Origin of the sequence: Paenibacillus sp. (assembly GCF_031177825.1) — a bacterium.
Taxonomy (GTDB): domain Bacteria; phylum Bacillota; class Bacilli; order Paenibacillales; family YIM-B00363; genus Paenibacillus_AE.
Genome location: NZ_JAPSKE010000007.1, coordinates 16,336 through 39,744 on the forward strand (window position 1 = coordinate 16,336; position 23,409 = coordinate 39,744).

Genomic DNA, 23,409 nt, shown 5'->3' on the forward strand with positions numbered 1-23,409 from the left:
GTTCGGCTACGCATTTCGACACGCACGCGTAACGCCTCGGTTGTTATTGACCGACCGACGGCGGCGGGTAAGGCATGTTCGTCGGCGTCTCTCGTCCGGTATCGAAGCGAAGCGATGACGGTCGCCGCGATCAGCAGGAGACCGCAAGCAATGAGGCGCCACGAAGCGGCGTTGCCAAGCAGGATGTAATCCAGCACGCCGGTAACGGCGGGCTCCAAGCAGAACAGGATCGATACGGTGACCGGCGTCAGCCTGCGCTGTCCGGCGACTTGCAGCAGGTTGGCCGCCAATGACACGAACACGACCATGTATAAGACGCCGGCGATCGTCATCGGTTGGCCGATCAATGCCTGCACCGCGAAGCCGCCCGGCCGGATGAGGGCGTATATCGCCGCCGCGGCGAAGAAATAGACGGCGCAGCCCATCACGGCCAAGTAGGACACCTGGATGACCGAAGCGCGATCCGTCGACAGCATACGGTTCACAAGGACGACCGAGTAGGCGTAGCCGAGCATGCCGACGAACGCGAGGGCGTCCCCGATCTGCACGGATCGGTCCTGCGGGTCGAGCAGGAGGGAGATCGCTAGAAGCGCGATGCCGATCGCCCATCGTTCGGGACGCGCCGGCTTGCAGCGGTCGTGGAACCATCGCAGCAGCGGGACGACGCCGATGATGAGGCTGTGGATCACGACGACTCGGGTCGGCGTCGTATATTGCACGGCATAAATCGAAAAGAAGCCGTGCACGAAATTGGCCAGGCCGAGCCAAAGCAGTCTCGCTTTCCAAAGCGGGCCCGAAATCGTGCGTATGACGCGGTGGAATGAAATCGAATAGACCGCGGCGACGGCGGCGTACCTCCAGAATTGAAAGAGCAGCTGGGGGTAATCCGTCGTCGCCGACTTCATGACGATATAAGACAACGCCCAAATCAATACCGCGCCGATCAAAGCTGCATATCCGACCAATCGAAGTCCCCCTACGCAGGTGCGCACTATACTATGTCCCTAGCGTGACAGAGCGGACGCCGATACGCCATTAGCGAAAATTGTCTTATGCTTAGCCGATTGTATTCGATTTGGAGACGCTTAGCGTATGCGATGTTCTTCGATCGAGATTGTTCGTCGGGGCGAGACGACCCGCCGGGAAGTCAGGCGGGTTTCCGCGCACTTTATTTCCGGGCGAATACTCCAGACGGAATCGAAGGGACCGATCTTCGGGCGGCGCGGGGGTGCTCGGGGATCGGTCTTTTACGATTCGGAGGCGGGAACGACGAAGAAACGCCCCTTCTCAGAGGCGGTCTTCCCGTCTTTCGCGAGCGTCGGACGCCCGCTCCTTCGCCGGCTGCCGGAGGGAGACGCCTTCGCCGTCGCCCGGCGGCCGCTTCATGACGAGCACGGGGACCCGCGAATGCTGTACGACGTAATGGCTGACGCTGCCGAGGAACAGTTCCGTCCATCCGCCCCGTCCGCGGTTGCCCATGACGATCAGATCGCTGCCGGTCTCGCCCGCGAAGGCGAGAATCGCCTTCGCGGCTCGCCCCTCGGCGATGAACGTGCGCCACCGGTTCGGCACGGGCCGCAGCATCTCTCGCGCTCCGTCGACGATTTCGGCCGCGCGGCTCTCTTCGTATTCGATCAACGGCGCGGCCGGCAAATCCGGATGCCACGTCGTCGGAGTAGGTCGGACATAGAGGACGTCGATTTTGCAGAACGGCGACGACGTCGCGAGCTCGATCGCCTTCCGAAGCGCGCTCCGGCTCGGCTCCGAGCCGTCGTAGGCTACTAAGATGTTGCGAAACAACATGTCGGCCACCGCCCTTAACCGTCTTATGCTTCCATTATATAGGAAGCGGGACGGCGCAGGCAGAGATCGAACGCACAGATCGGGAGCCGCTTATTCGCTCGCGCCGGGAAGGGAGCGCAGCCACGCCGCGGCGGCGTCGATCTCGGGCTTCGTCAGGTGGTGGTCGGACGGCTCCCAGCGCAGCGTCACCGCGGCGCCGGCGCCTTCCAACAGCGTCCGCAGCTCCTCCGATTCCTCCTTCGGGATCAGCGGGTCGTTCTCGCCCGCGCCGATAAACACCGGCAGGCCGTCCAGGCGTGGCAGCGGGACGCCGCGGCGGGGCACCATCGGGCGGAACAGGATGGCGGCCCGCAGCGCGTCTTCGTGTTGAAATAGAAGACTTCCCCCGATGTTCGCGCCGTTCGAATACCCGACGGCGACGACCCGCTCCCGCGCGAAGCCGTATTGCAGCGACGCGTCGTGCAGGAAGTTGTGCAGCTCTTGGGTGCGGAACGCGAGGTCCGCTTCGTCGAACAGCCCTTCGGCGATCCGACGGAAAAACCGGGGCATGCCGTTCTCCAGCACGTTGCCGCGCACGCCGAGGACGGCGGCTTCGGCGTCGATGAACGAGGCGAGCTCGAGCAGGCTCTCTTCGTTCCCGCCGGTGCCGTGCAGCAGCAGCAGAACCGGCTTGTCTTCGCCGGCGCCTTCGCGATAGATGTGTTTCATGTTCGTAAGTCATTCCTCTCGTTCAAGGTTGTTCCGCGCGTTCCGACGGCCATGTATCGGAATCGCGGCGGCGAGGCAATCTGTAAGTAATTCGAGGAAGGGAGTTGAAGGCGGCTTGGCTAGAGATAAGCGCAACAATCCTGCCGGCGAGGCGCTGCTAGCGTCCTATAACGACGTCGCGAACGGCGAAGCGGGCGACGAGGCGGGCGCGGCGGAAACCCGCGAGCAGATCAAGGACGATTATTATGCGGGCGGCAACGACGTCACGTTCCTTCGAGACGGCGAAGATCTCGGGAAGAACGACGGATATCGGCCGACGTAAGGCGCGGAACGGACCGCCGCCGAAGGGAAGCGGGAGCTGTCCTTCGGCGGCGGTTTTCTATTGACCGACTATGCCCAGCCCCGCGCGTACTGCTGCGGGATCGGCGCCTCTGCGCCGAGCGTCTTCGCCGCGTGGAGCGCCCAATACGGATCCCGGAGCAGGGCGCGGCCGAGAAAGACAAGGTTGGCGCAGCCGCTATGGACGAGATGCTCGGCGAATGCGGGCTCCGCGATGAGCCCGACCGCGCCGACGGGAATGTCCGCCTCGCGGCGCACGACTTCCGCGGCCGGCACTTGATAGCCGGGATACGCGTCGACGCGCGCCGGCACGACGCCGCCGGAGCTGCAGTCGACGAGGTCGACGCCGAGCGCCTTGGCCCGACGGGCGAATTCGACGAAGTCGGAGAGCGGCGTGCCGCCTTCCGCGTATTCGTTCAGCGACAGGCGCAGGAACAGCGGGCCGTCCCATACGCCGCGAACCGCTTCGATCGTCTCCGCAAGCATCCGGAAGCGGCCCTCCGCGTCGCCGCCGTACCGATCCGTGCGGAAGTTCGCGAGCGGGGAGAGGAATTCGCTCAGCAAATATCCGTGCGCCGCGTGCAGCTCGACGACGTCGAAGCCGGCGTCCTTCGCCCGCCGCGCGCCGTCCCGGAAGGCGGCGACCGCCGAGGCGATGTCCGCCTCCGTCATCGCCTCGAGCGTGCGGTAGCGGTCGTTGAACGCGACGGCCGACGGCCCGACGACGCGTCCTTCCGCCTCGGATTTGCGTCCGGCGTGCGCGAGCTGGATGCCGGTCTTCGCGCCGGCGGCGCGGCAGGCGTCCGTCACCAGACGCAGGCCGGCGACGTGATCGTCCGACCAGATGCCGAGGTCCTCGTCGGAGATGCGGCCTTCGGGCAAGACGGCGGTCGCCTCGGTCATGACGAGGCCGACGCCGCCGGCCGCCCGGCTGGCATAATGCGTGACGTGCCACGGGATAACCTTCCCGTCCTTTTCGAAGCAGCTGTACATACACATCGGCGACATGACGATCCGGTTTCTGAGCTCGACGCCCCGTATCTCGAACGGCGCGAATAAAGATACAGACATATAAAATCCCTCCTTTATTAATTTTCACATAAAAAAAGGAAATCTCCGAACCGAAGCGAATATAATCTTTTGGTAAAAAAGACCTATCTACCCGTAAGGAGCTCCCTATGGAACAAACGTTTAACGGGATTGATTTCCTCTCGGCCCTCGCTTTACTTTTTCTATTTCTGTACGTCTTATTCACCAACGAAATTCGACAGCTGCATAAAGTATATATCGCCTTCCATATCGCCATGATGACGTGGCCGTACGGCATGTTCATGCTGTCGATTACGCCCGATCAGGATTACCAATGGTACGCCGTGAATTTGGCGTTCGTCGGACTTTCGTTCCTCGGGTACGGCTGGCTTATGTTTTCGCTCATGTTGACCAAGGGTCTGTACCGGATGAAGAAGGCCGGGTATTTGGTGCTCGGGCTGCCGGCGCTCGCCGCGGCGGTGCTCGTCACCTTGAATCCTTGGCACGGCCTGTTCGCCGCGACGTCCACGACGTGGCTGGCCGAGCGGACGTACGGTCCCGTCTTCTGGTATTTGGCCGGCATCAGCGTGTTGTACGTGCTGCTCGGCAGCGTCGTCATGATTCGCGCGCTGTTCAAGACGAAGGATTTCGGCTTCCGGCGGCAGATCGTGCTGTTCTTGCTCGGACAGTCGATCATGCTGCTGCTCGCGCTGCTCGATACCGTCTATACGTCGACGCCGTTTTTCCCCGATTTGGAACATGTCACCGGATTGACGTCGCTCGGCATCGTCTTCTCCGATATTTGCTTCGTCATCGCGATTCGGAAAAACAACGCGTTCCGGATTATTTCCATCGCGCTTCGCGAGGTGGTGGACAGCATGGACACCGGCATCGTCATTCTCGACGACCGACACAACGTGCTCGACCGGAACGCGGTGGCGACGCGGTTTTTCCCGATGAACGTCGGACAGCCGTTCCCGATCGAGTCGCTCATGGAAGGCGCGCTCGAGCCCGGCTTCGGCCGCAGCTTCCTAAGCTCGTATTTTCACGAGACGGGCAAGTTTCTGCAGACGGAGGTGCTCGTTCGGGAGCAATCGCCGATCCACGTCTCCGTGAAAATTACGCCGATCTACAGCGACAACGGCTCTTACGTCGGGCGGATCGTCACGCTGCAGGACGTCACGGAGTGGCGCCGGCTCGTGCACGAGCTGCACGACCGCAACGAAGACTTGACCTTGCGCAACGGCGAGCTGACGCTCATGCAGGAGGAACTGTCGGTCGCGAATCGGAAGCTCGAGCTGTTGGCCACGACGGATCCGCTCACGGGATGTTATAATAGAAGGTATCTGTTTCAGATGCTGGAGTATCAGATCACGGTCGAGCAGCGGTATCGCGTGCCGTTTTCGCTTATTTTGTTCGACGTGGATCACTTCAAGCAAATTAACGACACCTACGGGCATCATATCGGAGACGAGGTGCTCCGGCATACGTCCTCGCTCATCCGCGCGCGGCTGCGGGAGAGCGACATCTTCGCGCGCTACGGCGGCGAGGAATTCACGATTTACTTGCCGCACACGGAAAATCGGGACGCGTACCGCTTGGCGGAGCAGCTTCGGCGCATCGTCGAATCGCAGGTCGTGGCGACGGACCGCGGAGACATTCAAATTACGATCAGCATGGGATTGATCAGCGTCGACGGAGACGGCTACGAGGACGAGAACCCGAAGCAGTTCCTCGTCGAGGTGATGCGGAAAGCCGACGCGGCGTTATATCGGGCGAAGGAGCAAGGGCGCAACCGCATCGTCGTCGCTTGACGCTTCGTCGCTTAGTCGCTTAGGCGGACGGACGCTTCGAATCGCATGCGGGGAACGGGAGGACCATCTTGACGATTGTAACGGTTGGCATCGATATCGGCACGACGAACAGCAAGGTCGGCATATTCGCGGAGGACGGGCGCCAGCTCGGCGTGGTGAGCCGTCCGACGGAGACGCTTCGGGACGAGCGGCTCGGCATCAGCTATTACGATCCCGAGCGAATGTGGGGATCTCTATACTCGGCGCTCAAGGAAGCGCTCGCACCGCTCGGCGACGTCGCCGTGGCGTCGATCGGCATCGCGTCGATGGCGGAGAGCGGGCTCGTGGTCGAGCGGTCGACGGGGGCGCCCCGTTCGCCGTTCCTGCCTTGGTTCGACACGTGCTCGGAGCCGCAGGCGGCGTTGATCAAGCGGGAGTCGGATCCGTACGAGCGGTTCGTCCGCTCGGGGCTGCACGGAAGCTTTAAGCTCGGACTGGCGAAAATCTTATGGATCCGCGAGCACGCGCCGGACGCGCTGACCGGGGGCGACCCCGTCTGGTTGTCCGCTTCCAGCTGGATCGCATACCGGCTGACGGGCCGCATGGCGTTCGACGATTCGCTCGCGGCGCGTACGTATGCGTACCGGATCGACCGCCGGGCGTGGGACGTCGAGTGGGTGCGGCACTTCGGCCTGCCGGAAGGGCTGTTCCCCGAGGCGGTGCCGGGCGGGGCGCCGATCGGCGGCGTGCTGCCGGAGCTGTGCGGCGGCGGATTGACCGCGTCGACGCAGGTGGCGATCGCCGGGCACGACCACGTCGCGGCGGCGCTCGCCGTTGGCGCGATCCGGCCGGGCGCGGTGTACGACTCGATGGGGACGGCCGAGACGCTGGTGGGCACGCTCGACGCGCGCGAGCTGACGCGGGCCGACTTCGAGACCGGACTGTCGTTCGGCGTCCACATCGCCGCGGGGCGTTACTTCTGGATGGGCGGCCAGTCGTCTTCGGGCGGCTCGGTCGAGTGGATGCGGGACATCCTCGGAGACCCCGCGTTAACGTACGAGCAGCTGCTGGCGTTATGCGCCGACGCGGAGCCGGGACCGACGGGCATTTTGTACTTCCCGTATTTGGCGGGCAGCGGAGCGCCGCTGCCGGACTCGCATATGCGGGCCGGTTTCGTCGGCCTCGCGAAGTCGCACGGCCGGGCCGACTTGCTGAAGGCGGTGCTCGAGGGGACGGCGTACCAGCTCGAGATGATGAAGCGCAGCGCGGAGCGGCTGACGGGCGGCGCCATCGAGCGGCTGCTCGTCGTCGGCGGCGGAACGCGCAACCCGCTGTGGCTGTCCGTGAAGGCGGACATCACGGGCTGCGAGCTGGCGCTGCCGGGCGTGCCGGAGGCGACGCTGCTCGGCGCGGCGCTCGCGGCCGGCGTCGGCGCCGGGCTGTACGCGGACGCCGAGCAAGCCGTCGAGGCGGCGCGGGGCGGGCTCGCGGCGGACGGCGCGGCGCCGCGCACGATCGCGCCGGACGAAGCGCGCGCGGCGGCGTACCGCGCGCTGTACGAGCGCGGCTACGAGCCGCTGCAGGGACCGCTGCGCGCGTTCTTCGCCGGCGCCTAAGGCGTCGGTGCGCTGAACGCCCGCGAACGGGAAAACCTCCCTCTTATTTCATACAATCGGTCGAAATTCGCACCTTAGACGGGAAAACCTCCCTCTTATTCGGGGATGATCGCGAAAAAAGCGATCATTCGCCGAATTAGACGGGAGGTTTTCCCTCTCGTGTGGTTGTTTGAGAGGCGCACTCCAGCGATAAGTAGGAGGATTTCCGGTTCGGCCCCCGCCTAGAGGAAATATTCGATCGCTCCGCGGGTTAGTTCGTAATAGACGACCCGTTCGGAAGAGCCCCGGGCGATCGGCCGCAGCCACCCCTTCCCGCAAAGCTGGCGCAGCATCTTCGTCGCGGTTTTCGCGTCGATCTCGAAGTGACGGACGACGTCCACGGGCCGAATCGGCTCCGCCTTCCGGAACGCCAGCCGGACGATCTCCTTCTCCGCAAGCAATGCGCGAGAAGCGGGGGCGCGCGCAGGGTCGTAATTTCCGAGCACGAGACGGATCATCGAGCGGCTGAGCTCGGGCCGCTGCTCCACATCGTCGTACGAGAGGGAGACGACGCGATACCCGACCGTCAGCAGGAACGTCTCGCGGTTCAGCTCGTTGCAGTACTTTTGCCGATCCATGTCCCTAACGTGGGGCCCGTAGCCTTTGATCTCGAACAGCAAACTCGCATACCCGGGCAGCCAGGCGAAATCCGCATAGTAGGGGCGGCCTCTCCAGTCGAGGACCTCGTACTCCGGATGCAGATGCTCGTAGTCGCCCCGGAGCGGGTGCCAGACGTTCCGTAAAAACAATCGTTCCGCATGTCCGAGCCCTTTCGCGATTCGCTCGAGTCGGCTTCCGGACCGCCTGGAGCGATGGTCGTCGAGCCATTTCGATGTTGCGTCTTCGAACGCCGTCGCCATGTCGTCATCAACCTCCTATGATAAAAAAGAAGAACGTCCCGATCAGCCCATAGAGGGGTTCGGGACGTTCTTCGTCTCGTTTTTCATTATAGGGAAGACGGCGCGAGGCGACAAGGGCGATGTACGGAGCATGGAGGCGACGGAGCGAAGCGGTCTCCCGCTCCGAGTTACCCGAGCGGGAACCGCTGCAGCGCCTCGTACGCGGGCCGCGCCCCGAAGTTCGTCCGGTACAGGACGAGCTCCTCGACGCGCCAGGGCGACGGCGCCGGAGGGAGCGCCGCGAGCAGCGAGGCGTGCGCGGCGAACGGCGCGTCGCCGCGGTACTTGCGCGCGGCGGTAATATGCGCCCGGAACGGGCGCGTATCGCGCGCGACGCCGCAGGACGCCGCGGCCGCGTCGACGCGCGCATGCAGCGCGCGCAGCTCGTCGGTGCCGCCGGCGACGCCGCACCAGAGAATGTCGGGCGCCGCCCGGCCGCGCCCGAACGTGCCGAAGCCCCCGAGCGACAGCTCGAAGGGGGCGAACCCGGCGACGGCGTCCCGCACGGGCGCCGCGAGCGCGTCGACGAGCGACGGGTCGACGTCGCCGATGAACTTGACGGTGGCGTGGTAATCCGCCGGATGCGTCCAACGGGAGAACGGCACGGCGTCCCGCACGGTTTGGCAGGCGCGTTCCAACGCCTCGCGGGCGGCGTCGCCCAGCGAGGCGGCGAAAAACAATCGGATCGAGGAAGTCACGACGCTTCACGTCTCCGTCCTTTGCGTGAAAATTTGTAACGCAATTGTAATCTTGCGTTTACTTGGATTTAACACAGGTCGATTATAGTAAGGATGACCCCCTTTTTGATTATATATTCTATTGAAGCCTGCGGCTCTAAGCCGCAGGCGTCTTTCTTTTTTATAGTAACTTATGCTAGCAATTAGCAGTCAGCAATGGTAAAATTTTCATAGAATCCAAGTTCGCAGCATGTGTGCGGGAAACCGGAAGGAAACGGAAGTGAAAGGATGTGTCAGCCGCAAGCAGTCGGTTCGACCGTCTCGTGACGTTATACGGCGACCGCGTGTACCGGAAAGCGTACGGGATGGTGAAGGATCCGCATCTGGCCCAAGACGTTGCGCAGGAGACGTTCCTTAAGGCGTATCGTCATCTGGACACGGTGCTGGACGATCGACGAGCCGGGGCGTGGCTGTCGAAGATCGCGACGAACGCCGCCATCGATCTGATGCGCAAGCGCAGATGCTGGAACGGCATTCCGATGGAGCCGGAGCCGCTGGAAGGCGTCTGCGGCGCGGACGCCGAGGGCGTGGAAGAGGTCGTGTGCCGAAGACTCGGAGCGGAGCAGCTGATGGAGCAAATCGCGTGGTTGAAGCCCGCTTATCGCGAGGTCGTCTGGATGAAGATCCGGTACGAATCGAAGGATGCGGAGATCGCCGAACGGCTCGGCGTATCGATCGGGACGGTGAAATCCCGGTTTCACCGGGCGAAGCGTTTCATTCGGAGCCGGATGGACGGTTCGCCTTCCACAGCCGGAACATCTCCAGCGAATCGCGAAGATGCGCGGCTTCCTCCTCCGTAAGCGACTCGATCTGCCCGTCCCGGATCGCCGCGTAATATGGCGTCGCGCTCTCGCGAAGAATAGCCGCCTGCGAGGGACTCGAAGGAGCTGCGGAAGGTACGCGATCGCGGCCGAGCAAATAATCGACGGACACGTCGAACAGCTCCGCGAATTGCAGAAGCGCGTCCATGTCGGGCCGGCGGATTTCGTTTTCATAACCGGAGATCGTCGATTCGGCCAGCTCGAGGCGCTGCCCCAGCTGCTTCATCGTCCAACCGCGTTGTTTGCGAAGCTCTCGAATTCTAGCGCCGTACATGCGCCCACCTCCGATTTCATTATACTTTGCACAATGCAAAATGTGAATTTTCCCGAAAAACTTCGCGAAATGCGTTGAAATCCCGACTCCAATTCGAGTAAAATAGGGAAAACAATGCAAAACGCGAAGGCGGGCGGATCGATGGAAAGCATGCTGAAACTGACGAGGGAACGGGCCGGCATGTCCTTGGAGCATGCAGCCAAGAGGCTCAGCATCTCCCCGGGCTACCTGCTGCAGATCGAGAACGGCGCCCGCGGCGTCGGGGCTCCTCGAGCGACGCAAATCGCGGAGCTGTACGAGCTCGGGAGAGAGGAATTATTCGTTCCGACTCGGTTTACGGCGCGGTACCGAAGCAAAGGAGGGAAATCATGAACGAAACCCCGATTTGGTTTTGGGTGATCGGCATTATCGTCGTGTCGGTATCGATCGTGCTCGAAATTCGGACGCGGCGAAGCATGAACAAAGAACGCGAGTAATGCGAAGGAGGCGAGAGCCCGCCTGCGCGAGAATCCCGGCGCTACCGTTCGCGGAGCGCGCGGGATTTTTTCACTTTCGGCAAGACGCTCGGCGGCTGCTTACGAATCCAACGCAGGAACGGCCCCAGCCCCGGATCCGCGCGCAGCGCGTCGATCGTCGTCAATCCATCGGCCAGCTCCGCGTTCGTATAGGTGGCGTGAATCATCTTGTGGCAAGGAATGCACAGCTTCGCCGTGGGCAGGAAGGCGCCGCCTTCTTCTTTCGGCGTCAAGTGATGCACCGTCGTCTCCACGCCGTCCCGGCCGCACAAGGCGCAAGCGCCGACTTCCTTCCTTTTCGTTCGATCGAACATGAAGTCCCTCCCCTTCGCGCGAACGCGCGACTTCCTCTTCCATACTAAAGCGGACCCCTTTAGGAGATGCTATTGGAAAATGCTGCAAAGGTAGGTGATTTTCCATGAGCGCGATCTGGTACATCCTCGGCGCGATGCTCGGTTACGCGTCGCATCTATGGTTGGGCTGAGCCCGGTTGTGATATAATGGCAGCAACGTTCGAGAAGGAGGACCTGCCATGAAAGTGGGACTGTTGTTCGGGCTGCTCTGGCTGCTGCTCGGCAATCCGTTCGTTGCCATTCTCGTGCTGTTGCTGCTATTATACTTCCTGGACCGGAGTTTTATCGGAATTTTCCCCAGCTTCATGAAGCCGATTCGGCGCAGCCGCAGGCTGTCGAAGGTACTGCAGGACATCCGCGAACGCCCCTTCGACGTATCCGCGAAGCAAGAAGCCGCGCGCCTCTATATGGAGAAGAAGCGGTGGGGAGACGCCCGCCGCTTGCTTGAAGAGATCATGCCGGCGATGGAGCATTCGGCCGAGGTTACTTGCGACCTCGGCATTTGTCGCGTGAAGACGGGCGATCTCGAACAGGGCGAGAGGGATATTCTCAGAGCGCTCGAGATGAATCCGCGCGTGCGGTACGGCGAGCCGTACCTGCGCCTCGCCGAGGCGCTCGCGCCAATGGATTCCGAACGCGCCGTCGCCGCGCTCCAGCGGTTCCGGGAAGCGAATTCGTCGTCGTGCGAGTTTTATTACAAGCTCGGCCGATTGTACGACGCGCTGGGCAAGAAGCCCGACGCGAAAGCGGCGTACGCCGAAGCGGTGGACGTGTATCGGGCGCTGCCGAAATACAAACGAAAGACGGAACGCCGCTGGGCGCTGCTATCGGCCGCGAGGAACGCCGTCGGGTAAGAATACGGAGGAATGATTGTGGGTCGAGACGTGTCGGAGGCCTTTCTGATTTTATTGGTGATCGTGGCGACGTTCGTCATAACGGCGAGCGTGTTGAAGCGCAAGGCGCGCAAGAAGCGGGACTCATAAGCGACGGGCTTCATAGGGAAGGGAGACGGAGTACCGAATGTATTACGTGAACGAAGAACAGATCGAGGCGCGGCTTCGGTTTTTGCCGACGGTGACGAAGGCGCTGCGGGAGCTGGCGTCCGGCGCCGCGGCCGGCGCGGGGGAGGAGCGGAACGGTTCGTCCACGCTGCTGACGCATTTCGCTCAGGAGCGGGCGCTGCATCTCGCGATCGAAGCGGTCACCGACGTCGGCAGCTTTCTGATCGACGGGTTCATGATGCGCGACGCGAGCAGCTACGAGGATATCGTCGACGTGCTGCGCACGGAGGGCGTGCTGCCGGAAGACCTTGCGGACGGCTTGAAGGCGCTCATCGCCCTGCGGCGGCCGTTGACGCAGGACTACATGGATTTGCCGCGGAACGGCTTGCGGGACGACCTGGAACGGACGGCGGCGCTGCTCGAGCGGTTCGCGCCGCTCGTGACCGCGTTCATCCGGAAGGAACTGCAGCCGTTCGCATGACATAAGGAGGCGGAAGTACGGATGGAACAAGTACAAGCGCAAGGACGGGACGCCGTGAAGCTGACGTCGCTGTCGTCCAAGGGCGGCTGCGGCTGCAAGATCGGACCCGGGGAGTTGTCCGGCATATTGTCGAGCCTCCCGAAGACGGAGCGGGACCCGAACTTGCTCGTGGGCACCGAGACGAGCGACGACGCGGGCGTTTATAAATTGACGGACGAGCTGGCGCTCGTGCAGACGGTCGACTTCTTCACGCCGATCGTCGACGACCCGTACGCGTTCGGACAAGTCGCGGCGGCGAACGCGCTGAGCGACGTATACGCGATGGGGGGCAAGCCGACGACGGTGCTGAATCTCGTCGCGTTCCCGATTCAGCGGCTGGATCGTTCCGTGCTGGCGGACATTCTCCGCGGCGCGGGGGACAAGGTGCGGGAGGCGGGCGCGACGCTCGTCGGCGGACACTCGATCGACGACAACGAGCCGAAGTTCGGCCTCGCGGTCACCGGGACGATCCACCCCGACCGCGTGCTGACGAACGCCGGGGCGAAGCCGGGCGACCGGCTCATCTTGACGAAGCCGATCGGCGTCGGCATTCTGACGACCGCGATCAAGCGGGACAGGCTGTCGCCGGAGGAGATCGAACGCGTCACCGCGGTCATGGCGACGCTGAATCGTCGGGCGGCGGAGACGATGGAAGGCTACTCCGTTCACGCCTGCACGGACGTGACGGGCTTCGGCTTGCTCGGCCACGCGCTCGAGATGGCGAAGGGCAGCGGCGCGGGCATCGTCATCGACCAGCCGCAGGTACCCGTCCTGCCTCGGGCGAAGGAGCTCGCGGACGAGGGCGTCATCCCGGGGGGCACGAAGAACAACTATCGCCACGTCGAGTCGTCGATCGACTTCGCGCCGACGCTGAGCGAGACCGAACGATACGTGCTTTGCGACGCCGTCACGTCCGGCGGCCTCTTGATCGCCGTCGCAGGCGACCAAGCGGAGGCGCTGCATGCGGCGCTGCGGGAAGCGGGCGTGGAAGCGGCCTTGATCGGCGCCGTCACGGACGGACACCCGGGACGGATCGTCGTGCGGCACGGGAAGGAAGCGTAACGCCTTGGTAGAAGACATCACCGTAGAACAATTCGTGGAGCTGCTCGGGAGAGGGGATATGACCCCGATCGACGTTCGATCGCCCGGCGAGTTCGCGGAAGGCAGCGTGCCGGGCGCCGTGAACGTGCCGCTGTTCGATAACGAGGAACGGGCGCGCATCGGCACCACGTATAAACAGCAAAGCGTAGACGCGGCGAAGGAGCTCGGGCTCGAGATCGTGTCGGCGAAGCTGCCGGCGTTCATTCGAGAGCTGCAGGGCGTATCCGGCCGCAAGGCGTTCTTCTGCTGGCGCGGCGGCATGCGGAGCAAGACGGCGTCGACGCTCCTCTCCATCCTCGGCGGACGGATGTACCGCATACAAGGCGGCTTCCGCGCCTACCGGCGATGGGTCGTCGAGACGTTGTCGTCGTATGAGCTGAAGCAGCCGCTGATCGTGTTGAACGGATTGACGGGAACGGGGAAGACGAATATTCTCCGATCGCTTCATGCGAAAGGGTACCCCGTCCTCGATCTCGAGGGGCTCGCGGCGCATCGCGGGTCGATCTTCGGCGGGGTCGGCCTCCAGCCGCACAACCAGCGTACGTTCGACTCGCTGCTCGTGCACGAGCTGATTCGGCTGCGCCGCAGCCCGTTCATCGCGATGGAGGGCGAGAGCCGGCGCGTCGGGAAGGCCGTGCTGCCGGAGTTTCTTGTGGAAGCGAAGGAGCGGGCGCCGCAGCTGTTTCTGGAGCTGCCGATAGAAGCGCGCGTGACGAACATCCTCGCCGACTACGAGCCTGAGCGGTTCAAGGCGCAATGCATGGAGGCGTTCGAGCGGATCGAGCGGAAAATTCACACGCCGGCGGCGCGGGACATTCGGCAGGCGCTGGTGCGCGACGAGTTCCGGGAAGCCGTTCGCGGATTGCTAGAGTACTATTACGATCCGCGCTACGAGCATACGATTTCCGAATACGCCGCGGAGCGGACCGTCATTCGGGCCGCGACGACGATGGAGGCGGAACGGAAGATCGAATCGTTTTTGAAGAGGGCCTACCCCCAAGCGAATTAGCGAAGGGGAGGCCCTCTTCACCATTTCGACGGATCGAACCGCTCCATGTCGAGGCCTTCCCAGACGTTGGCGATGCGGACGAGCTGCGGCTGCGGGAAGACGAGGAAGGCGGTCGGCAAGTACCGCTCGCCCTCCGTCGTCGCCGGCTGATTGACGATGCGGTAGCCCGCCTCGGCATCTCGGGTGACCAGTACGGTCGAGGCGCCGCCGTCGAGGTTCGCCGCGACGACCGCCCCGCGGTCGAGGAACAGCTGCTGCACGTCGTACAGCGTGGCGCCGACGCTGTGCGTCTGGCGGCCGTCGATGACGGCGAACAGCACCGTGCCGTCCTCCGTTTGCGCGACGGCCGTACGGGGCGCGAGGCCCCAGCCGTCCTCGTCGCTCTCCACCAACCCCTTGCCGTTCACGATCAGGCGCGGACGGAACGATACCGCTTCCCGCACGCCCATGCGCTGCAGCTCGGAGAGCGTATATTGCCCGACGATCAACGCGCCGCGGTCGGTGAAGCCGACGACGTCGATCTCGTCCTCGGGATCGGCGTCGTTATAAAACACCTCTCCCCCCGACATGACGATGCCGGTCGGCTTAAAGCCGTTGCCGCTCCAGTTCGGATCCGAGAAGCCGCCGCCGTTCACGCCGGCGACCGCGCCGAGGCGCTGCATCATGCGGCTCACCTTCTCGCCCCGGCCGATCGCGCTCGGCACGCCGATGCGGATGCTCAGCGGGTCGGGCACGATGAGCAGCTTGCCGGACCAGCCTTCGCCGGAGACGTCTTCGATGCGGTAGAGCGGCTCCGCGGCCTTGTCCGCGCCCGTTCCGGAGCCGCCCGCAGGGCGCTCCGGCACGACCGGACGCAGCGATTCGCGCGCCATCGCGTCGAACCGGCGCTCGTATTCGGCGAGGCGTTCCCGCAGCGCGGCTTCGCCGATGACATATTTCGCCCAATGGCGATGCTGCGTCGTAATGAGCGTATCGGCCGCGAGGTAGCGCAGCCGGGCGCCGGACGGGGTGGCCCAGAGCCAGACGGCGACGCCGGCCGCCAGCAGCGCCAACGCCAGCGCGGCGCGGAGGGCGTTCGCGCGAAGTCCGCGGGGCCGCGAACGCGCCGGCGCCGGCGGCCGTCGAAGCGGGAGCCGGAAGTGCAAAGCCATGGTGAGCCTCCTCTCCCTATTAGATCCTTATAATCAATTTCCGAATGGTAGCGATCCCGATGTGTTGGACGCGCCGGCGCCGGGAAAGGTTGCGCGGAAACAAGAAGAAGACAATCCCGGTCGGGGATTGCCTTCTAAGGGTTTCAGCTACCCGAGCGGCATCGGCGTCTTATCCAGAAGCTTCTGAAATTGTTCGGCCGGCAGAGGCTTGCTGTAAATATAGCCTTGCACTTCGTTGCAGCCGCGTTCCTTCAAGAACATCAGCTGCTCCGTCGTCTCCACGCCTTCGGCCAGCGACCGCATCTTCATCTGCTGGCTCATCGCGATAAGCGCGGTCACGATCGCCGCGTTGTCCTCGTCGGTCGTCACGTCGCGGATGAAGCTCCGGTCGATCTTCAGCGTGTGCACGCGGAATCGCTTCAGATAACTGAGGGAGGAATACCCCGTGCCGAAGTCGTCGATGGAGATGAACACGCCGATTCGCTTCAGCTCTTCGATCGTCTCCATCACGAAGCTGACGTTCCTCATCGCGACGCTTTCGGTAATTTCGAGCGCGAGCCAAGCGGGGTCGAGCCCCGTCTCCGCGAGCGTCTCCTGGATCGTGGCGACGAATTCGGGATGCTGGAACTGCTGCATCGAGATGTTGACCGATACGCACAGATCGTATCCCATGTCATGCCAGAGCTTGTTCTGCATGCAAGCTTCGCGCAGCACCCAGTTGCCGATCGGCACGATGACGCCGGTCTCCTCCGCGAGCGGGACGAACTCCCCGGGCGAGACGAGGCCGAGCTCGGGATGTTCCCATCGGACAAGAGCTTCCATTCCGAAAATGTTCCCGCTCTCCAAATCGACGAGCGGCTGATAGTGCACGCGGATCTGATCGCGGCTCAACGCCTTGCGCAGATGCGTCTCCAGATGCAGCCGCTCGAGCGAGCGGAAGTTCATGTCCGGATGGTAAAACTCGAACGTGTCGCCGCCCTTCTCCTTCGCGCGGTACATCGCCGTATCCGCATGCTTGATGAGCGTGTCCGCGTCCGTGCCGTCCTCGGGGTAGAAGCTTACGCCGATGCTGGCCGTCACGAACAGCTCCTGACCTTCGTGATCGTACGGCTTGCTGACGAGACGTCCCACTTCGCGGGCGAAGGCGGCCGCCTCCGCCCGATCGAGCACGTGCGGGATGAGCCAGATGAATTCGTCGCCGGAGAAGCGGGCCATCGTATCCTCGGGGCGGACGAGCGTGCGGAGCCGGTCGGCCAACACCTGCAGCATATTATCGCCGACGTGATGACCTAACGTATCGTTGATGATCTTGAAGCGGTCGAGGTCGAAGAAGAAAATCGCCGGCTTGCGGTTGTACGTGCGCGCCTGCTCGAAGCAAGCCCTGACCCGGTCCTGGAACAGCATCCGGTTCGGCAAATTCGTCAGCGCGTCGTGGAACGCGAGATGGTTGATTTTCTCGTTCGCGCGCCTGCGCTCTTCCCCGATCTGCATCGCGGTGTACGAGCGAAGGAAAATCGGGTTTTCGTTCTCCGACGTCAATTCGTTCATTAAATCCGCGAGCGGCTCCTCGCCGTCCGCGCAGTAGTTCGGGGCGCGGCTGCGCGCTTCGAGCATCTTCATGATGTTCATGACGTGCTGCTTATGTATGCGTGCCGCCGTAGCGGTCTTAAGCGTTTGATCCTTGTCCGTATCGGGCGTGCCGAGCATGATTTTCCCGCGGTCCGAGTCGTAGGACACGATCTGGTTGACGTTAACGATGTTGTGGGTGTCCAGCATACGGAAGCCGTCCTCGTACAGCCATTCTTCGATGGCGTCGAAAGACAGATTCAAATAGAACTGATCCGTCTTCGTATGTACGAGATACAGCTTGTCCTTAATCATATCGATTTTCACGACGTCGGATGAGTCGATCGTAAAGACGTCTCCTCGTTTGATATCGCGGGTAACCGGCAGCCTTTGCGCCAAATCTATCATCTCCGAGCTTGGAAAACCTAAGAATGCTAGTTTCATTGTACCAGTAATATTAAGAATTGCGTAATAGTAAACTTGTCCTGTTTTCCCTAAAATTCGACATCGTTCTCCATCCCTCCTCTTCCGCTCGCCGATAGTGACCGTTTCGAAACCTTCCACATATTCTGGATATCAACGAGGAAACCCAACTTAGAGCAGAGGGAAGCGGTTCAATGTGTCTACTCATCAGGCCATCGCGATACTTGACTCGGGCGTAGGCGGGTTAACGGTCGCCAAGGAAGTCATGCGTCAGCTTCCGCGGGAGCGAGTGCTGTATTTCGGCGACACGGCGAGAGCTCCCTATGGACCGCGGTCCAAGGAGGAAGTCGCGTTGTTTACGCGGCAGATCGTCGATTATCTGTTGCAGTTCGACCCCAAGATGATCGTGATCGCGTGCAACACGGCGACCGCCGTCGCGATCGAGGCCATCCGCACGAACGTATCCGTGCCGGTGCTCGGCGTCATTACGCCGGGAGCGCGGGCGGCGATCAAGCAGACGAAGAACGGGCAGATCGGCGTCATCGGCACGGAAGGCACGATTCGAAGCGGCGCGTACGTTGCCGCCTTGCGTCGCATCTCCCCGGGCGTGAAGGTCGTCAGCCTCGCTTGTCCGACCCTCGTGCCGCTCGTCGAGAAGGGAATGTTCCGTTCGGAGGATGCGTCGGACGTCGTCTGCGAGGCGCTGCGGCCGCTCCGAAACGAAACGATCGACACACTGATCCTCGGCTGCACGCATTATCCGTTCCTGGCCGATCGGATCAAGCAATGCATGGGCGCGGACGTCGCCCTGATCTCGTCGGCGGACCAGACCGCCCGCGACATCAGCACGTTGCTATCGCACACCGGACAGCTCGAGTCGTCGAACGAAGTTCCGGTGCATCGTTTTTTTTGCAGCGGGGATCCGAAGACGTTCCAATGGATCGCTCAGGACTGGTTGAACGAGCAAATCCACGTGACGCCTGTCATGTGGCAAGTACCGAAATTCATCTAATCGCGAACGGAGGGTCATCACGTCATGACAACGGGAAGCGGCATCGTATCGTTCGAGCGGCCTTACGGGTACGCGGAGATGATCCGGGACCTCGAACGGCTCCGAGAGGCGTACCCGACGATGAACGTAACGACGATCGGCGCCAGCGTCATGGGCAAGCCGCTGCAGGCGGTTCGCGTCGGCGGCGGGCCGAAACGCGTCTTCGCGAACGCCGCCTTCCACGCGAACGAGTGGATTACGGCGCCGATCGCGATGCGGTTCGTCGAAGAAGCGGCGCGCGCGCTGCGGGACGGAACGCCGCTCTTGGGCCGCGACGCGGCGGAGCTGTTCTCCCGCGTCACGCTCTGGACGGCGCCGATGGTCAATCCCGACGGCGTCGAGCTCGTCTTGCGGGGCGCCGGAGCGGATCATCCGCATCGCGCCGCCCTGCTCGCCTGGAACGGCGGAAGCGAAGATTTCTCCGGCTGGAAGGCTAACGTGCGCGGCGTCGATCTTAACGATCAGTTCCCGGCGTACTGGGAGGTCGAGCGGGATCGCCGCGACGTCGCGGGGCCCGGACCCCGCGACTATACGGGCGAGGCGCCGCTGACGGAGCCCGAGGCGCAAGCGATCGCCCGATTCACGGAAGCGAAATCGTTCGACGCCGTCGTCGCGCTCCATACGCAAGGCCGCGAAATCTATTGGAATTACCGCGGCGCGGAGCCGCCGGAGTCCGAGTCGCTCGCGGCGCGGCTCTCGGCCGTCAGCGGCTACGAAGCCGTGAAGCTTACGGGGAGCGACGCGGGCTACAAGGATTGGTTCATCCACCGCTTCGGACGCCCCGGATTTACGGTCGAAGCCGGCTTCGGCGCGAATCCGCTGCCCCTGGACCGGCTGCCGGGCATGTACGACGAGACGTCCGCGCTGCTGCTCGAGCTGCTGTTGGCATATGCCGAGAGCAACTGATACACTATAAGCATGTTTCGATTCGCGGCAGCGAAGGAGAGGTTCGTCCACCGATGAAGAAGTGGCTCAAGCTTTCAACATGGGCGAGGCTTGTAACCCGGACGATCATGTACTTGCGCGATTCCGACATTCCGCTACGCGAGAAGGCGTTCTTGCTTGTCCCGGCGGCGCTGTATTGGGTGCTGCCGGACGTTCTCCCGTACGTCCCTCTGGACGATATCGCGGTGACGCTTTTTTTGTCGAATTGGTTTTTGCATCGAATCGAGAACAAATATCCGCGGAAGTCGAAGGAGTAGACGGGCATGAAGTGCAAGATTACGCGCAACGCAGCGAAGATGTTGCTGAAAGAGATGGAGTCCGAGGAAAACAAAGAGCTGAAGCTGCGCGTCTACGTGACGCACGCGCACGGCGATCACGCGCACTACGGGCTCGGATTGGACACGCCGGGCGAAGAGGACGTCGTCGTCGAGACGGACAAGGGGATCGACGTGATTCTCAAGAACGGCGACAAATTCCTGGACGGCGTGGTCATCGACTACCTGTACACGCCGGAAGAAGGATTCGTCATCACGAACCCTTCCCAAGGCAATCACGGCGATCACTAAGCCACTTGGCGTAACGAATCGGCCGTACCAGAGCGTCCGCGTAGGCTATCTCTCCCGATAGCGCGCGGACGATTTTTTTTCCCGGCTTGATATTCACTTCGATGATGCGCACGCAGCCGCCCTTCTCGACCGCCAGATCGATGCCCAGCTCGACGAACCGCCTGCCGTACACCGCCTCCAGCGCGTCCGGCAAGCCGTCCGCGATGGTGCGGCATTCCGCGACGATCCGCTCCGCTTCGCCTTCGCCGTACATCCGGCCGATGAACTCCGCCGCGCGCCGGACCGTTCCTCCGCCGGACACGTTCGACGCGATCCGCCCCATCCCGCTCTCGCGCACCGCCATCTCCGTCAGCAGCCACTCGTCGCCTTCCGTCTTCTGGACGAGCGCTCTGATATCGTAAACTCCGCCCCTCGGGCTTCGAATATCCATCCACCGCTGAACGACGGCCGACGTCGGGCGGAAGCGCCCCCGCAGCCGTTCCGCCAGAGCGGCAGGCGCGAGCGGGCCGTCGATCGCGTTGCGCTCCTGCCACAGGAACCGATTCGGTTCGCCCGGAGCGCGGCTGATCTTAACGATTCCCTTGCCCTGCTTACCGTCTCGGGGCTTTACCATGACGGCGCCGTAGCGGGCGGCGAGCCGAACCGCGGCGTCCGGCGACCGCAGAAGCGCGGTTTCCGGCACGTACTTCGCGTATGGCGTCTGCAGCAGCTTTTCGTGTAGCGTCCATTTGTGGCCGAGCGCATACCCCGTGAACGGAATGCCGCTTCGACTCGACTTGATGCGTTTCACGCGACGAATCGCGTTCGGCTCCGTGTAGAAGCCCATATCGTGTACGATATCGGGCAGCGAGCAGCGCCGCCTCCGCCACGCGCCTCCGCGATAGCAATACGCATCTACCCGGCGGCGGTGCAAATCCACCTCGCTAGGATCGAACAGCAGCGTAGCTTCGAATCCGAGACGCTCCGCCGCTTTCGCGTAAACCGTGTATTTCTGCGGATTTCGGGAGGCATTCGTCATGATTCCTAACACACTCATGTTGTTCGTACCCCTTCCGCGGCTTTACGCATATCTTATGCGGCTTCTCCCGAAGAGGTCCTTCGGCGTCGAGTCGAAATCGATAGACGGCATAGGGTATACTGGAGTCGGAAGTTTGGTTGAAGGAGGGATGCGCGTGGAACGTGCGGAACAATACGCGGAAGCGCTGTTTGGAGGAAAAGGAGACCCCGATCTCGAACGGGCGCTCGCCTCGATCAAAGAGAAACATATGCCGGACATCTCGGTCAAGCCGGGGTACGGGCGGCTGTTAACGCTGCTCGCCGCCGCATCGGGCGCCGCCGTCGCGCTCGAGATCGGCGCGCTCGCCGGTTACAGCGGCATCTGTCTCGCTCGCGGCTTACGCCCCGGCGGCACGTTGACGTCCTTGGAGCTGAAGCCCGAGTATGCGGAGCTGGCGAAGGCGAACCTAACCGCGGCCGGTTTCGGCGACGTCGTCGAGTACCGCGTCGGCAAGGCGCTCGCGAGTCTCGAAGCGCTCGCCTCGGAGGGGAAAACCTTCGACTTCTTCTTCATCGACGCGGACAAAGGCAACTATCCCAATTACTTGGACTGGGCGTTAAAGCTCGGCCGCCCCGGCGCGATCATCGTCGGCGACAACGTGCTGCTGAAGGGAAGAATCGTGGAAGAAGAGTCGACGTCGCCTTCGGTTCGCGCGATGCGCGTCTTCAACGAGCGAGTCGCGACCGATCCTCGCCTGCAAGGCGTCATCCTGCCGGCTTACGACGGACTGTCCATCGCCCGCATCGTGTGAAGGCCGCGCGGCCGCGCTTCGGCGCGGCTTTTTCTATTTATACCCGTTGTCATTCCAGCCCTCGCCCCTCCCCCGCCGCTCCGCGACATTATCCGGGAGCGGAGGAGCCGCGCTTCTTCCGCAGCGTAACCCACGTCCACGCGGCGTTCGTCAGAAGCATGATGCAGGCGAAGAAGAAGATGCCGCGGATGCCGATCCAGCCCGCCAAGACGCCTCCGATCATCGGTCCGAGGATGTTGCCGAGGCTGAGGAAGCTGCTGTTGAAGCCGAAGGCGCGGCTTTCCATGCCGTCGGGCGTATAGACGCGCAGCAGCGCGTTCACCGACGGCAGCAGGCCGCCCATGAACAGCCCGAGCAGGAACCTGCTCGCGATCAGCTGCCAGATGTTATCGACGAACGCCTGCGGGATGAAGGAGAGCGCCGCGCCGATCAAGCAGACGGTCAGCACCTTCTCGTAGCCGACGCGATCGGCGAAGCGTCCGAGCAGCGGCGAAGCCGCCATATTGGCGAAGCCTGTGATGGAGCCGACGAGACCGGCGTAGAAAGCAAGCATCTCGGTTCCGTGCAGTTCCTGCACGAATAACGGGATCAGCAGCAGGGAGCTAAGCATCGAAACTTGGATGCCGACGGTCACCGCGAACAAGGCCGGAATTTGCGGAGCCTTGATCAACCGGCGGAAGCTGTCGCCGAGGGAGACGGCGGCGCCTCGGCGCGAGGCGCCGTCCCGCTCGAAGTTTTCCTTCACCACGGCCCAAGCGAGGATGCTCGCGAGCAGCAGCAAGCTCCCCGTAATATAGAAGATCGGCCGATACCCGACCCACTCCGCGAGCACGCCGCCGATGAACGGGCCCAGGATCGTACCGGCGACGGCGCCGGACTGCAGCGTGCCCATGGCGAAGCCCATCCGTTCCTTCGGCGCGGAGGCGGACATTAGCGCGGTGGCGGCGGGGACGTAGCCCGAGATGACGCCGTTCAACATGCGAAGGGCGAGCAGCTGCCAAGCGCTCGTCGCGAAGCCCATGAGCAGCATGACGATCGCCATGCCGAATCCGGAACGCAGCAGCATGATTTTGCGGCCGTAACGATCGGCCAATCCGCCCCATAGCGGCTGCGCGATGAACGACGTAATGAAGTTGGAGGCGAAGATGGCGTTCGCCCACCAAGCGACTTGCGCCGGGTCGGAGACGCCTAATTCTTCCTGCACGTATAAAGAGATGAACGGCATGATCATCGACATGCCGGACATGACGAGAAATTGACCGAACCAGAGTACGGCTAAATTCATTTTCCAACGTTCCATAGGGGACCTCCGTTCCGGGAATGCGGCTTTTTCATTATACAC

At 62.8% G+C, this 23,409-nt stretch carries 25 protein-coding genes and 1 pseudogene; 14 read left to right on the top strand and 12 right to left on the bottom strand.

The window, feature by feature from the left end:
* Positions 1-119 precede the first annotated feature (119 nt).
* The 3 genes and pseudogenes from RIN49_RS10260 to RIN49_RS10270 all read right to left on the bottom strand — a co-directional run.
* A pseudogene (locus tag RIN49_RS10260) lies at positions 120-992 on the bottom strand (DMT family transporter); the annotation flags it as partial.
* A gap of 295 nt (positions 993-1,287) precedes the next feature.
* Complete coding sequence (locus tag RIN49_RS10265) at positions 1,288-1,803, bottom strand: universal stress protein (protein ID WP_309120078.1); 516 nt, start codon at positions 1,801-1,803, stop codon at positions 1,288-1,290.
* Between the two features lie 90 nt (positions 1,804-1,893).
* Positions 1,894-2,511 (bottom strand): alpha/beta hydrolase, encoded by a 618-nt coding sequence (locus RIN49_RS10270; RefSeq protein ID WP_309120079.1) that lies wholly within the window; start codon positions 2,509-2,511, stop codon positions 1,894-1,896.
* Between the two features lie 115 nt (positions 2,512-2,626).
* On the opposite strand from RIN49_RS10270, the gene RIN49_RS10275 reads away from it, so the two are divergent.
* Complete coding sequence (locus RIN49_RS10275; protein WP_309120080.1) at positions 2,627-2,833, top strand: hypothetical protein; 207 nt, start codon at positions 2,627-2,629, stop codon at positions 2,831-2,833.
* A gap of 68 nt (positions 2,834-2,901) precedes the next feature.
* On the opposite strand, the gene namA is transcribed toward RIN49_RS10275, so the two are convergent.
* Entirely contained in the window at positions 2,902-3,921 is a 1,020-nt protein-coding gene (gene namA, locus RIN49_RS10280) for an NADPH dehydrogenase NamA (protein ID WP_309120081.1), read from the bottom strand.
* A 107-nt stretch (positions 3,922-4,028) separates the two neighbouring features.
* Between namA and RIN49_RS10285 the strand changes: the two genes are divergently transcribed.
* Both RIN49_RS10285 and RIN49_RS10290 read left to right on the top strand, forming a co-directional pair.
* Positions 4,029-5,693 (top strand): histidine kinase N-terminal 7TM domain-containing diguanylate cyclase, encoded by a 1,665-nt coding sequence (locus tag RIN49_RS10285; protein ID WP_309120082.1) that lies wholly within the window; start codon positions 4,029-4,031, stop codon positions 5,691-5,693.
* 68 nt (positions 5,694-5,761) lie between these two features.
* Complete coding sequence (locus RIN49_RS10290; RefSeq protein ID WP_309120083.1) at positions 5,762-7,288, top strand: FGGY-family carbohydrate kinase; 1,527 nt, start codon at positions 5,762-5,764, stop codon at positions 7,286-7,288.
* A 221-nt stretch (positions 7,289-7,509) separates the two neighbouring features.
* Here RIN49_RS10290 and RIN49_RS10295 read toward each other — a convergent pair whose 3' ends face one another.
* Both RIN49_RS10295 and thpR read right to left on the bottom strand, forming a co-directional pair.
* On the bottom strand, positions 7,510-8,187 hold the full coding sequence (locus tag RIN49_RS10295; RefSeq protein ID WP_309120084.1) for a hypothetical protein: 678 nt from the start codon (positions 8,185-8,187) through the stop codon (positions 7,510-7,512).
* A gap of 167 nt (positions 8,188-8,354) precedes the next feature.
* On the bottom strand, positions 8,355-8,924 hold the full coding sequence (gene thpR / locus RIN49_RS10300; protein ID WP_309120085.1) for an RNA 2',3'-cyclic phosphodiesterase: 570 nt from the start codon (positions 8,922-8,924) through the stop codon (positions 8,355-8,357).
* 269 nt (positions 8,925-9,193) lie between these two features.
* Between thpR and RIN49_RS10305 the strand changes: the two genes are divergently transcribed.
* On the top strand, positions 9,194-9,763 hold the full coding sequence (locus RIN49_RS10305) for an RNA polymerase sigma factor (protein ID WP_309120086.1): 570 nt from the start codon (positions 9,194-9,196) through the stop codon (positions 9,761-9,763).
* Here the strand turns inward: RIN49_RS10305 and RIN49_RS10310 are convergent.
* The gene (locus RIN49_RS10310; RefSeq protein WP_309120087.1) at positions 9,678-10,058 is read right to left on the bottom strand and encodes a helix-turn-helix domain-containing protein; all 381 of its coding nucleotides are present in this window, start codon (positions 10,056-10,058) and stop codon (positions 9,678-9,680) included. The genes RIN49_RS10305 and RIN49_RS10310 overlap by 86 nt on opposite strands.
* A gap of 141 nt (positions 10,059-10,199) precedes the next feature.
* Between RIN49_RS10310 and RIN49_RS10315 the strand changes: the two genes are divergently transcribed.
* Positions 10,200-10,430 carry a helix-turn-helix domain-containing protein gene (locus tag RIN49_RS10315; protein ID WP_309120088.1) on the top strand — a complete coding sequence of 77 codons (231 nt, stop codon included), beginning with the start codon at positions 10,200-10,202 and terminating at the stop codon, positions 10,428-10,430.
* Between the two features lie 145 nt (positions 10,431-10,575).
* Here the strand turns inward: RIN49_RS10315 and RIN49_RS10320 are convergent, their stop codons facing one another.
* On the bottom strand, positions 10,576-10,887 hold the full coding sequence (locus RIN49_RS10320; protein ID WP_309120089.1) for an HNH endonuclease family protein: 312 nt from the start codon (positions 10,885-10,887) through the stop codon (positions 10,576-10,578).
* A gap of 218 nt (positions 10,888-11,105) precedes the next feature.
* On the opposite strand from RIN49_RS10320, the gene RIN49_RS10325 reads away from it, so the two are divergent.
* The 4 genes from RIN49_RS10325 (at position 11,106) to mnmH (ending at position 14,557) form a co-directional block, all read left to right on the top strand.
* A complete protein-coding gene (locus tag RIN49_RS10325) occupies positions 11,106-11,780 on the top strand; it encodes a tetratricopeptide repeat protein (RefSeq protein WP_309120090.1) in 675 nt (224 codons plus the stop codon).
* A 166-nt stretch (positions 11,781-11,946) separates the two neighbouring features.
* A complete protein-coding gene (locus RIN49_RS10330) occupies positions 11,947-12,408 on the top strand; it encodes a DUF86 domain-containing protein (protein WP_309120091.1) in 462 nt (153 codons plus the stop codon).
* Between the two features lie 21 nt (positions 12,409-12,429).
* Positions 12,430-13,509, top strand: coding sequence for a selenide, water dikinase SelD (selD, locus tag RIN49_RS10335; RefSeq protein ID WP_309120092.1), 1,080 nt, complete (start codon positions 12,430-12,432; stop codon positions 13,507-13,509).
* Positions 13,510-13,513: 4 nt separating this feature from the next.
* On the top strand, positions 13,514-14,557 hold the full coding sequence (gene mnmH, locus RIN49_RS10340) for a tRNA 2-selenouridine(34) synthase MnmH (RefSeq protein WP_309120093.1): 1,044 nt from the start codon (positions 13,514-13,516) through the stop codon (positions 14,555-14,557).
* A gap of 17 nt (positions 14,558-14,574) precedes the next feature.
* Here mnmH and RIN49_RS10345 read toward each other — a convergent pair whose 3' ends face one another.
* Both RIN49_RS10345 and RIN49_RS10350 read right to left on the bottom strand, forming a co-directional pair.
* Positions 14,575-15,708, bottom strand: coding sequence for a phosphodiester glycosidase family protein (locus RIN49_RS10345; protein ID WP_309120094.1), 1,134 nt, complete (start codon positions 15,706-15,708; stop codon positions 14,575-14,577).
* Between the two features lie 147 nt (positions 15,709-15,855).
* Entirely contained in the window at positions 15,856-17,673 is a 1,818-nt protein-coding gene (locus tag RIN49_RS10350) for an EAL domain-containing protein (protein WP_375295233.1), read from the bottom strand.
* A gap of 220 nt (positions 17,674-17,893) precedes the next feature.
* Here RIN49_RS10350 and racE point away from each other — a divergent pair, with 220 nt between their 5' ends.
* From racE to RIN49_RS10370, 4 genes are read left to right on the top strand one after another with little or no spacing between them, the layout of a single operon-like run.
* Positions 17,894-18,709 (top strand): glutamate racemase, encoded by an 816-nt coding sequence (racE, locus tag RIN49_RS10355; protein WP_309120096.1) that lies wholly within the window; start codon positions 17,894-17,896, stop codon positions 18,707-18,709.
* Between the two features lie 24 nt (positions 18,710-18,733).
* A complete protein-coding gene (locus tag RIN49_RS10360; protein ID WP_309120097.1) occupies positions 18,734-19,654 on the top strand; it encodes a M14 family metallopeptidase in 921 nt (306 codons plus the stop codon).
* A 53-nt stretch (positions 19,655-19,707) separates the two neighbouring features.
* Entirely contained in the window at positions 19,708-19,950 is a 243-nt protein-coding gene (locus RIN49_RS10365; protein WP_138192327.1) for a hypothetical protein, read from the top strand.
* A 6-nt stretch (positions 19,951-19,956) separates the two neighbouring features.
* Positions 19,957-20,259 carry a HesB/IscA family protein gene (locus tag RIN49_RS10370; RefSeq protein WP_309120098.1) on the top strand — a complete coding sequence of 101 codons (303 nt, stop codon included), beginning with the start codon at positions 19,957-19,959 and terminating at the stop codon, positions 20,257-20,259.
* On the opposite strand, the gene RIN49_RS10375 is transcribed toward RIN49_RS10370, so the two are convergent.
* Entirely contained in the window at positions 20,222-21,295 is a 1,074-nt protein-coding gene (locus RIN49_RS10375) for a YheC/YheD family endospore coat-associated protein (RefSeq protein ID WP_309120099.1), read from the bottom strand. The genes RIN49_RS10370 and RIN49_RS10375 overlap by 38 nt on opposite strands.
* A gap of 130 nt (positions 21,296-21,425) precedes the next feature.
* On the opposite strand from RIN49_RS10375, the gene RIN49_RS10380 reads away from it, so the two are divergent.
* On the top strand, positions 21,426-22,067 hold the full coding sequence (locus tag RIN49_RS10380) for an O-methyltransferase (RefSeq protein ID WP_309120100.1): 642 nt from the start codon (positions 21,426-21,428) through the stop codon (positions 22,065-22,067).
* Between the two features lie 88 nt (positions 22,068-22,155).
* On the opposite strand, the gene RIN49_RS10385 is transcribed toward RIN49_RS10380, so the two are convergent.
* On the bottom strand, positions 22,156-23,367 hold the full coding sequence (locus RIN49_RS10385; protein ID WP_309120101.1) for an MFS transporter: 1,212 nt from the start codon (positions 23,365-23,367) through the stop codon (positions 22,156-22,158).
* Positions 23,368-23,409 lie beyond the last annotated feature (42 nt).

Coding starts and splice junctions, on each gene's coding strand:
- RIN49_RS10265 (WP_309120078.1), bottom strand. CDS start 1,803: ATGTTGTTTCGCAACATCTTAGTAGCCTACGACGGCTCGGAGCCGAGC.
- RIN49_RS10270 (WP_309120079.1), bottom strand. CDS start 2,511: ATGAAACACATCTATCGCGAAGGCGCCGGCGAAGACAAGCCGGTTCTG.
- namA (WP_309120081.1), bottom strand. CDS start 3,921: ATGTCTGTATCTTTATTCGCGCCGTTCGAGATACGGGGCGTCGAGCTC.
- RIN49_RS10285 (WP_309120082.1), top strand. CDS start 4,029: ATGGAACAAACGTTTAACGGGATTGATTTCCTCTCGGCCCTCGCTTTA.
- RIN49_RS10295 (WP_309120084.1), bottom strand. CDS start 8,187: ATGGCGACGGCGTTCGAAGACGCAACATCGAAATGGCTCGACGACCAT.
- RIN49_RS10310 (WP_309120087.1), bottom strand. CDS start 10,058: ATGTACGGCGCTAGAATTCGAGAGCTTCGCAAACAACGCGGTTGGACG.
- RIN49_RS10315 (WP_309120088.1), top strand. CDS start 10,200: ATGGAAAGCATGCTGAAACTGACGAGGGAACGGGCCGGCATGTCCTTG.
- RIN49_RS10320 (WP_309120089.1), bottom strand. CDS start 10,887: ATGTTCGATCGAACGAAAAGGAAGGAAGTCGGCGCTTGCGCCTTGTGC.
- RIN49_RS10325 (WP_309120090.1), top strand. CDS start 11,106: ATGAAAGTGGGACTGTTGTTCGGGCTGCTCTGGCTGCTGCTCGGCAAT.
- RIN49_RS10330 (WP_309120091.1), top strand. CDS start 11,947: ATGTATTACGTGAACGAAGAACAGATCGAGGCGCGGCTTCGGTTTTTG.
- selD (WP_309120092.1), top strand. CDS start 12,430: ATGGAACAAGTACAAGCGCAAGGACGGGACGCCGTGAAGCTGACGTCG.
- RIN49_RS10345 (WP_309120094.1), bottom strand. CDS start 15,708: ATGGCTTTGCACTTCCGGCTCCCGCTTCGACGGCCGCCGGCGCCGGCG.
- RIN49_RS10360 (WP_309120097.1), top strand. CDS start 18,734: ATGACAACGGGAAGCGGCATCGTATCGTTCGAGCGGCCTTACGGGTAC.
- RIN49_RS10365 (WP_138192327.1), top strand. CDS start 19,708: ATGAAGAAGTGGCTCAAGCTTTCAACATGGGCGAGGCTTGTAACCCGG.
- RIN49_RS10370 (WP_309120098.1), top strand. CDS start 19,957: ATGAAGTGCAAGATTACGCGCAACGCAGCGAAGATGTTGCTGAAAGAG.
- RIN49_RS10375 (WP_309120099.1), bottom strand. CDS start 21,295: ATGAGTGTGTTAGGAATCATGACGAATGCCTCCCGAAATCCGCAGAAA.
- RIN49_RS10380 (WP_309120100.1), top strand. CDS start 21,426: ATGCGCGTGGAACGTGCGGAACAATACGCGGAAGCGCTGTTTGGAGGA.
- RIN49_RS10385 (WP_309120101.1), bottom strand. CDS start 23,367: ATGGAACGTTGGAAAATGAATTTAGCCGTACTCTGGTTCGGTCAATTT.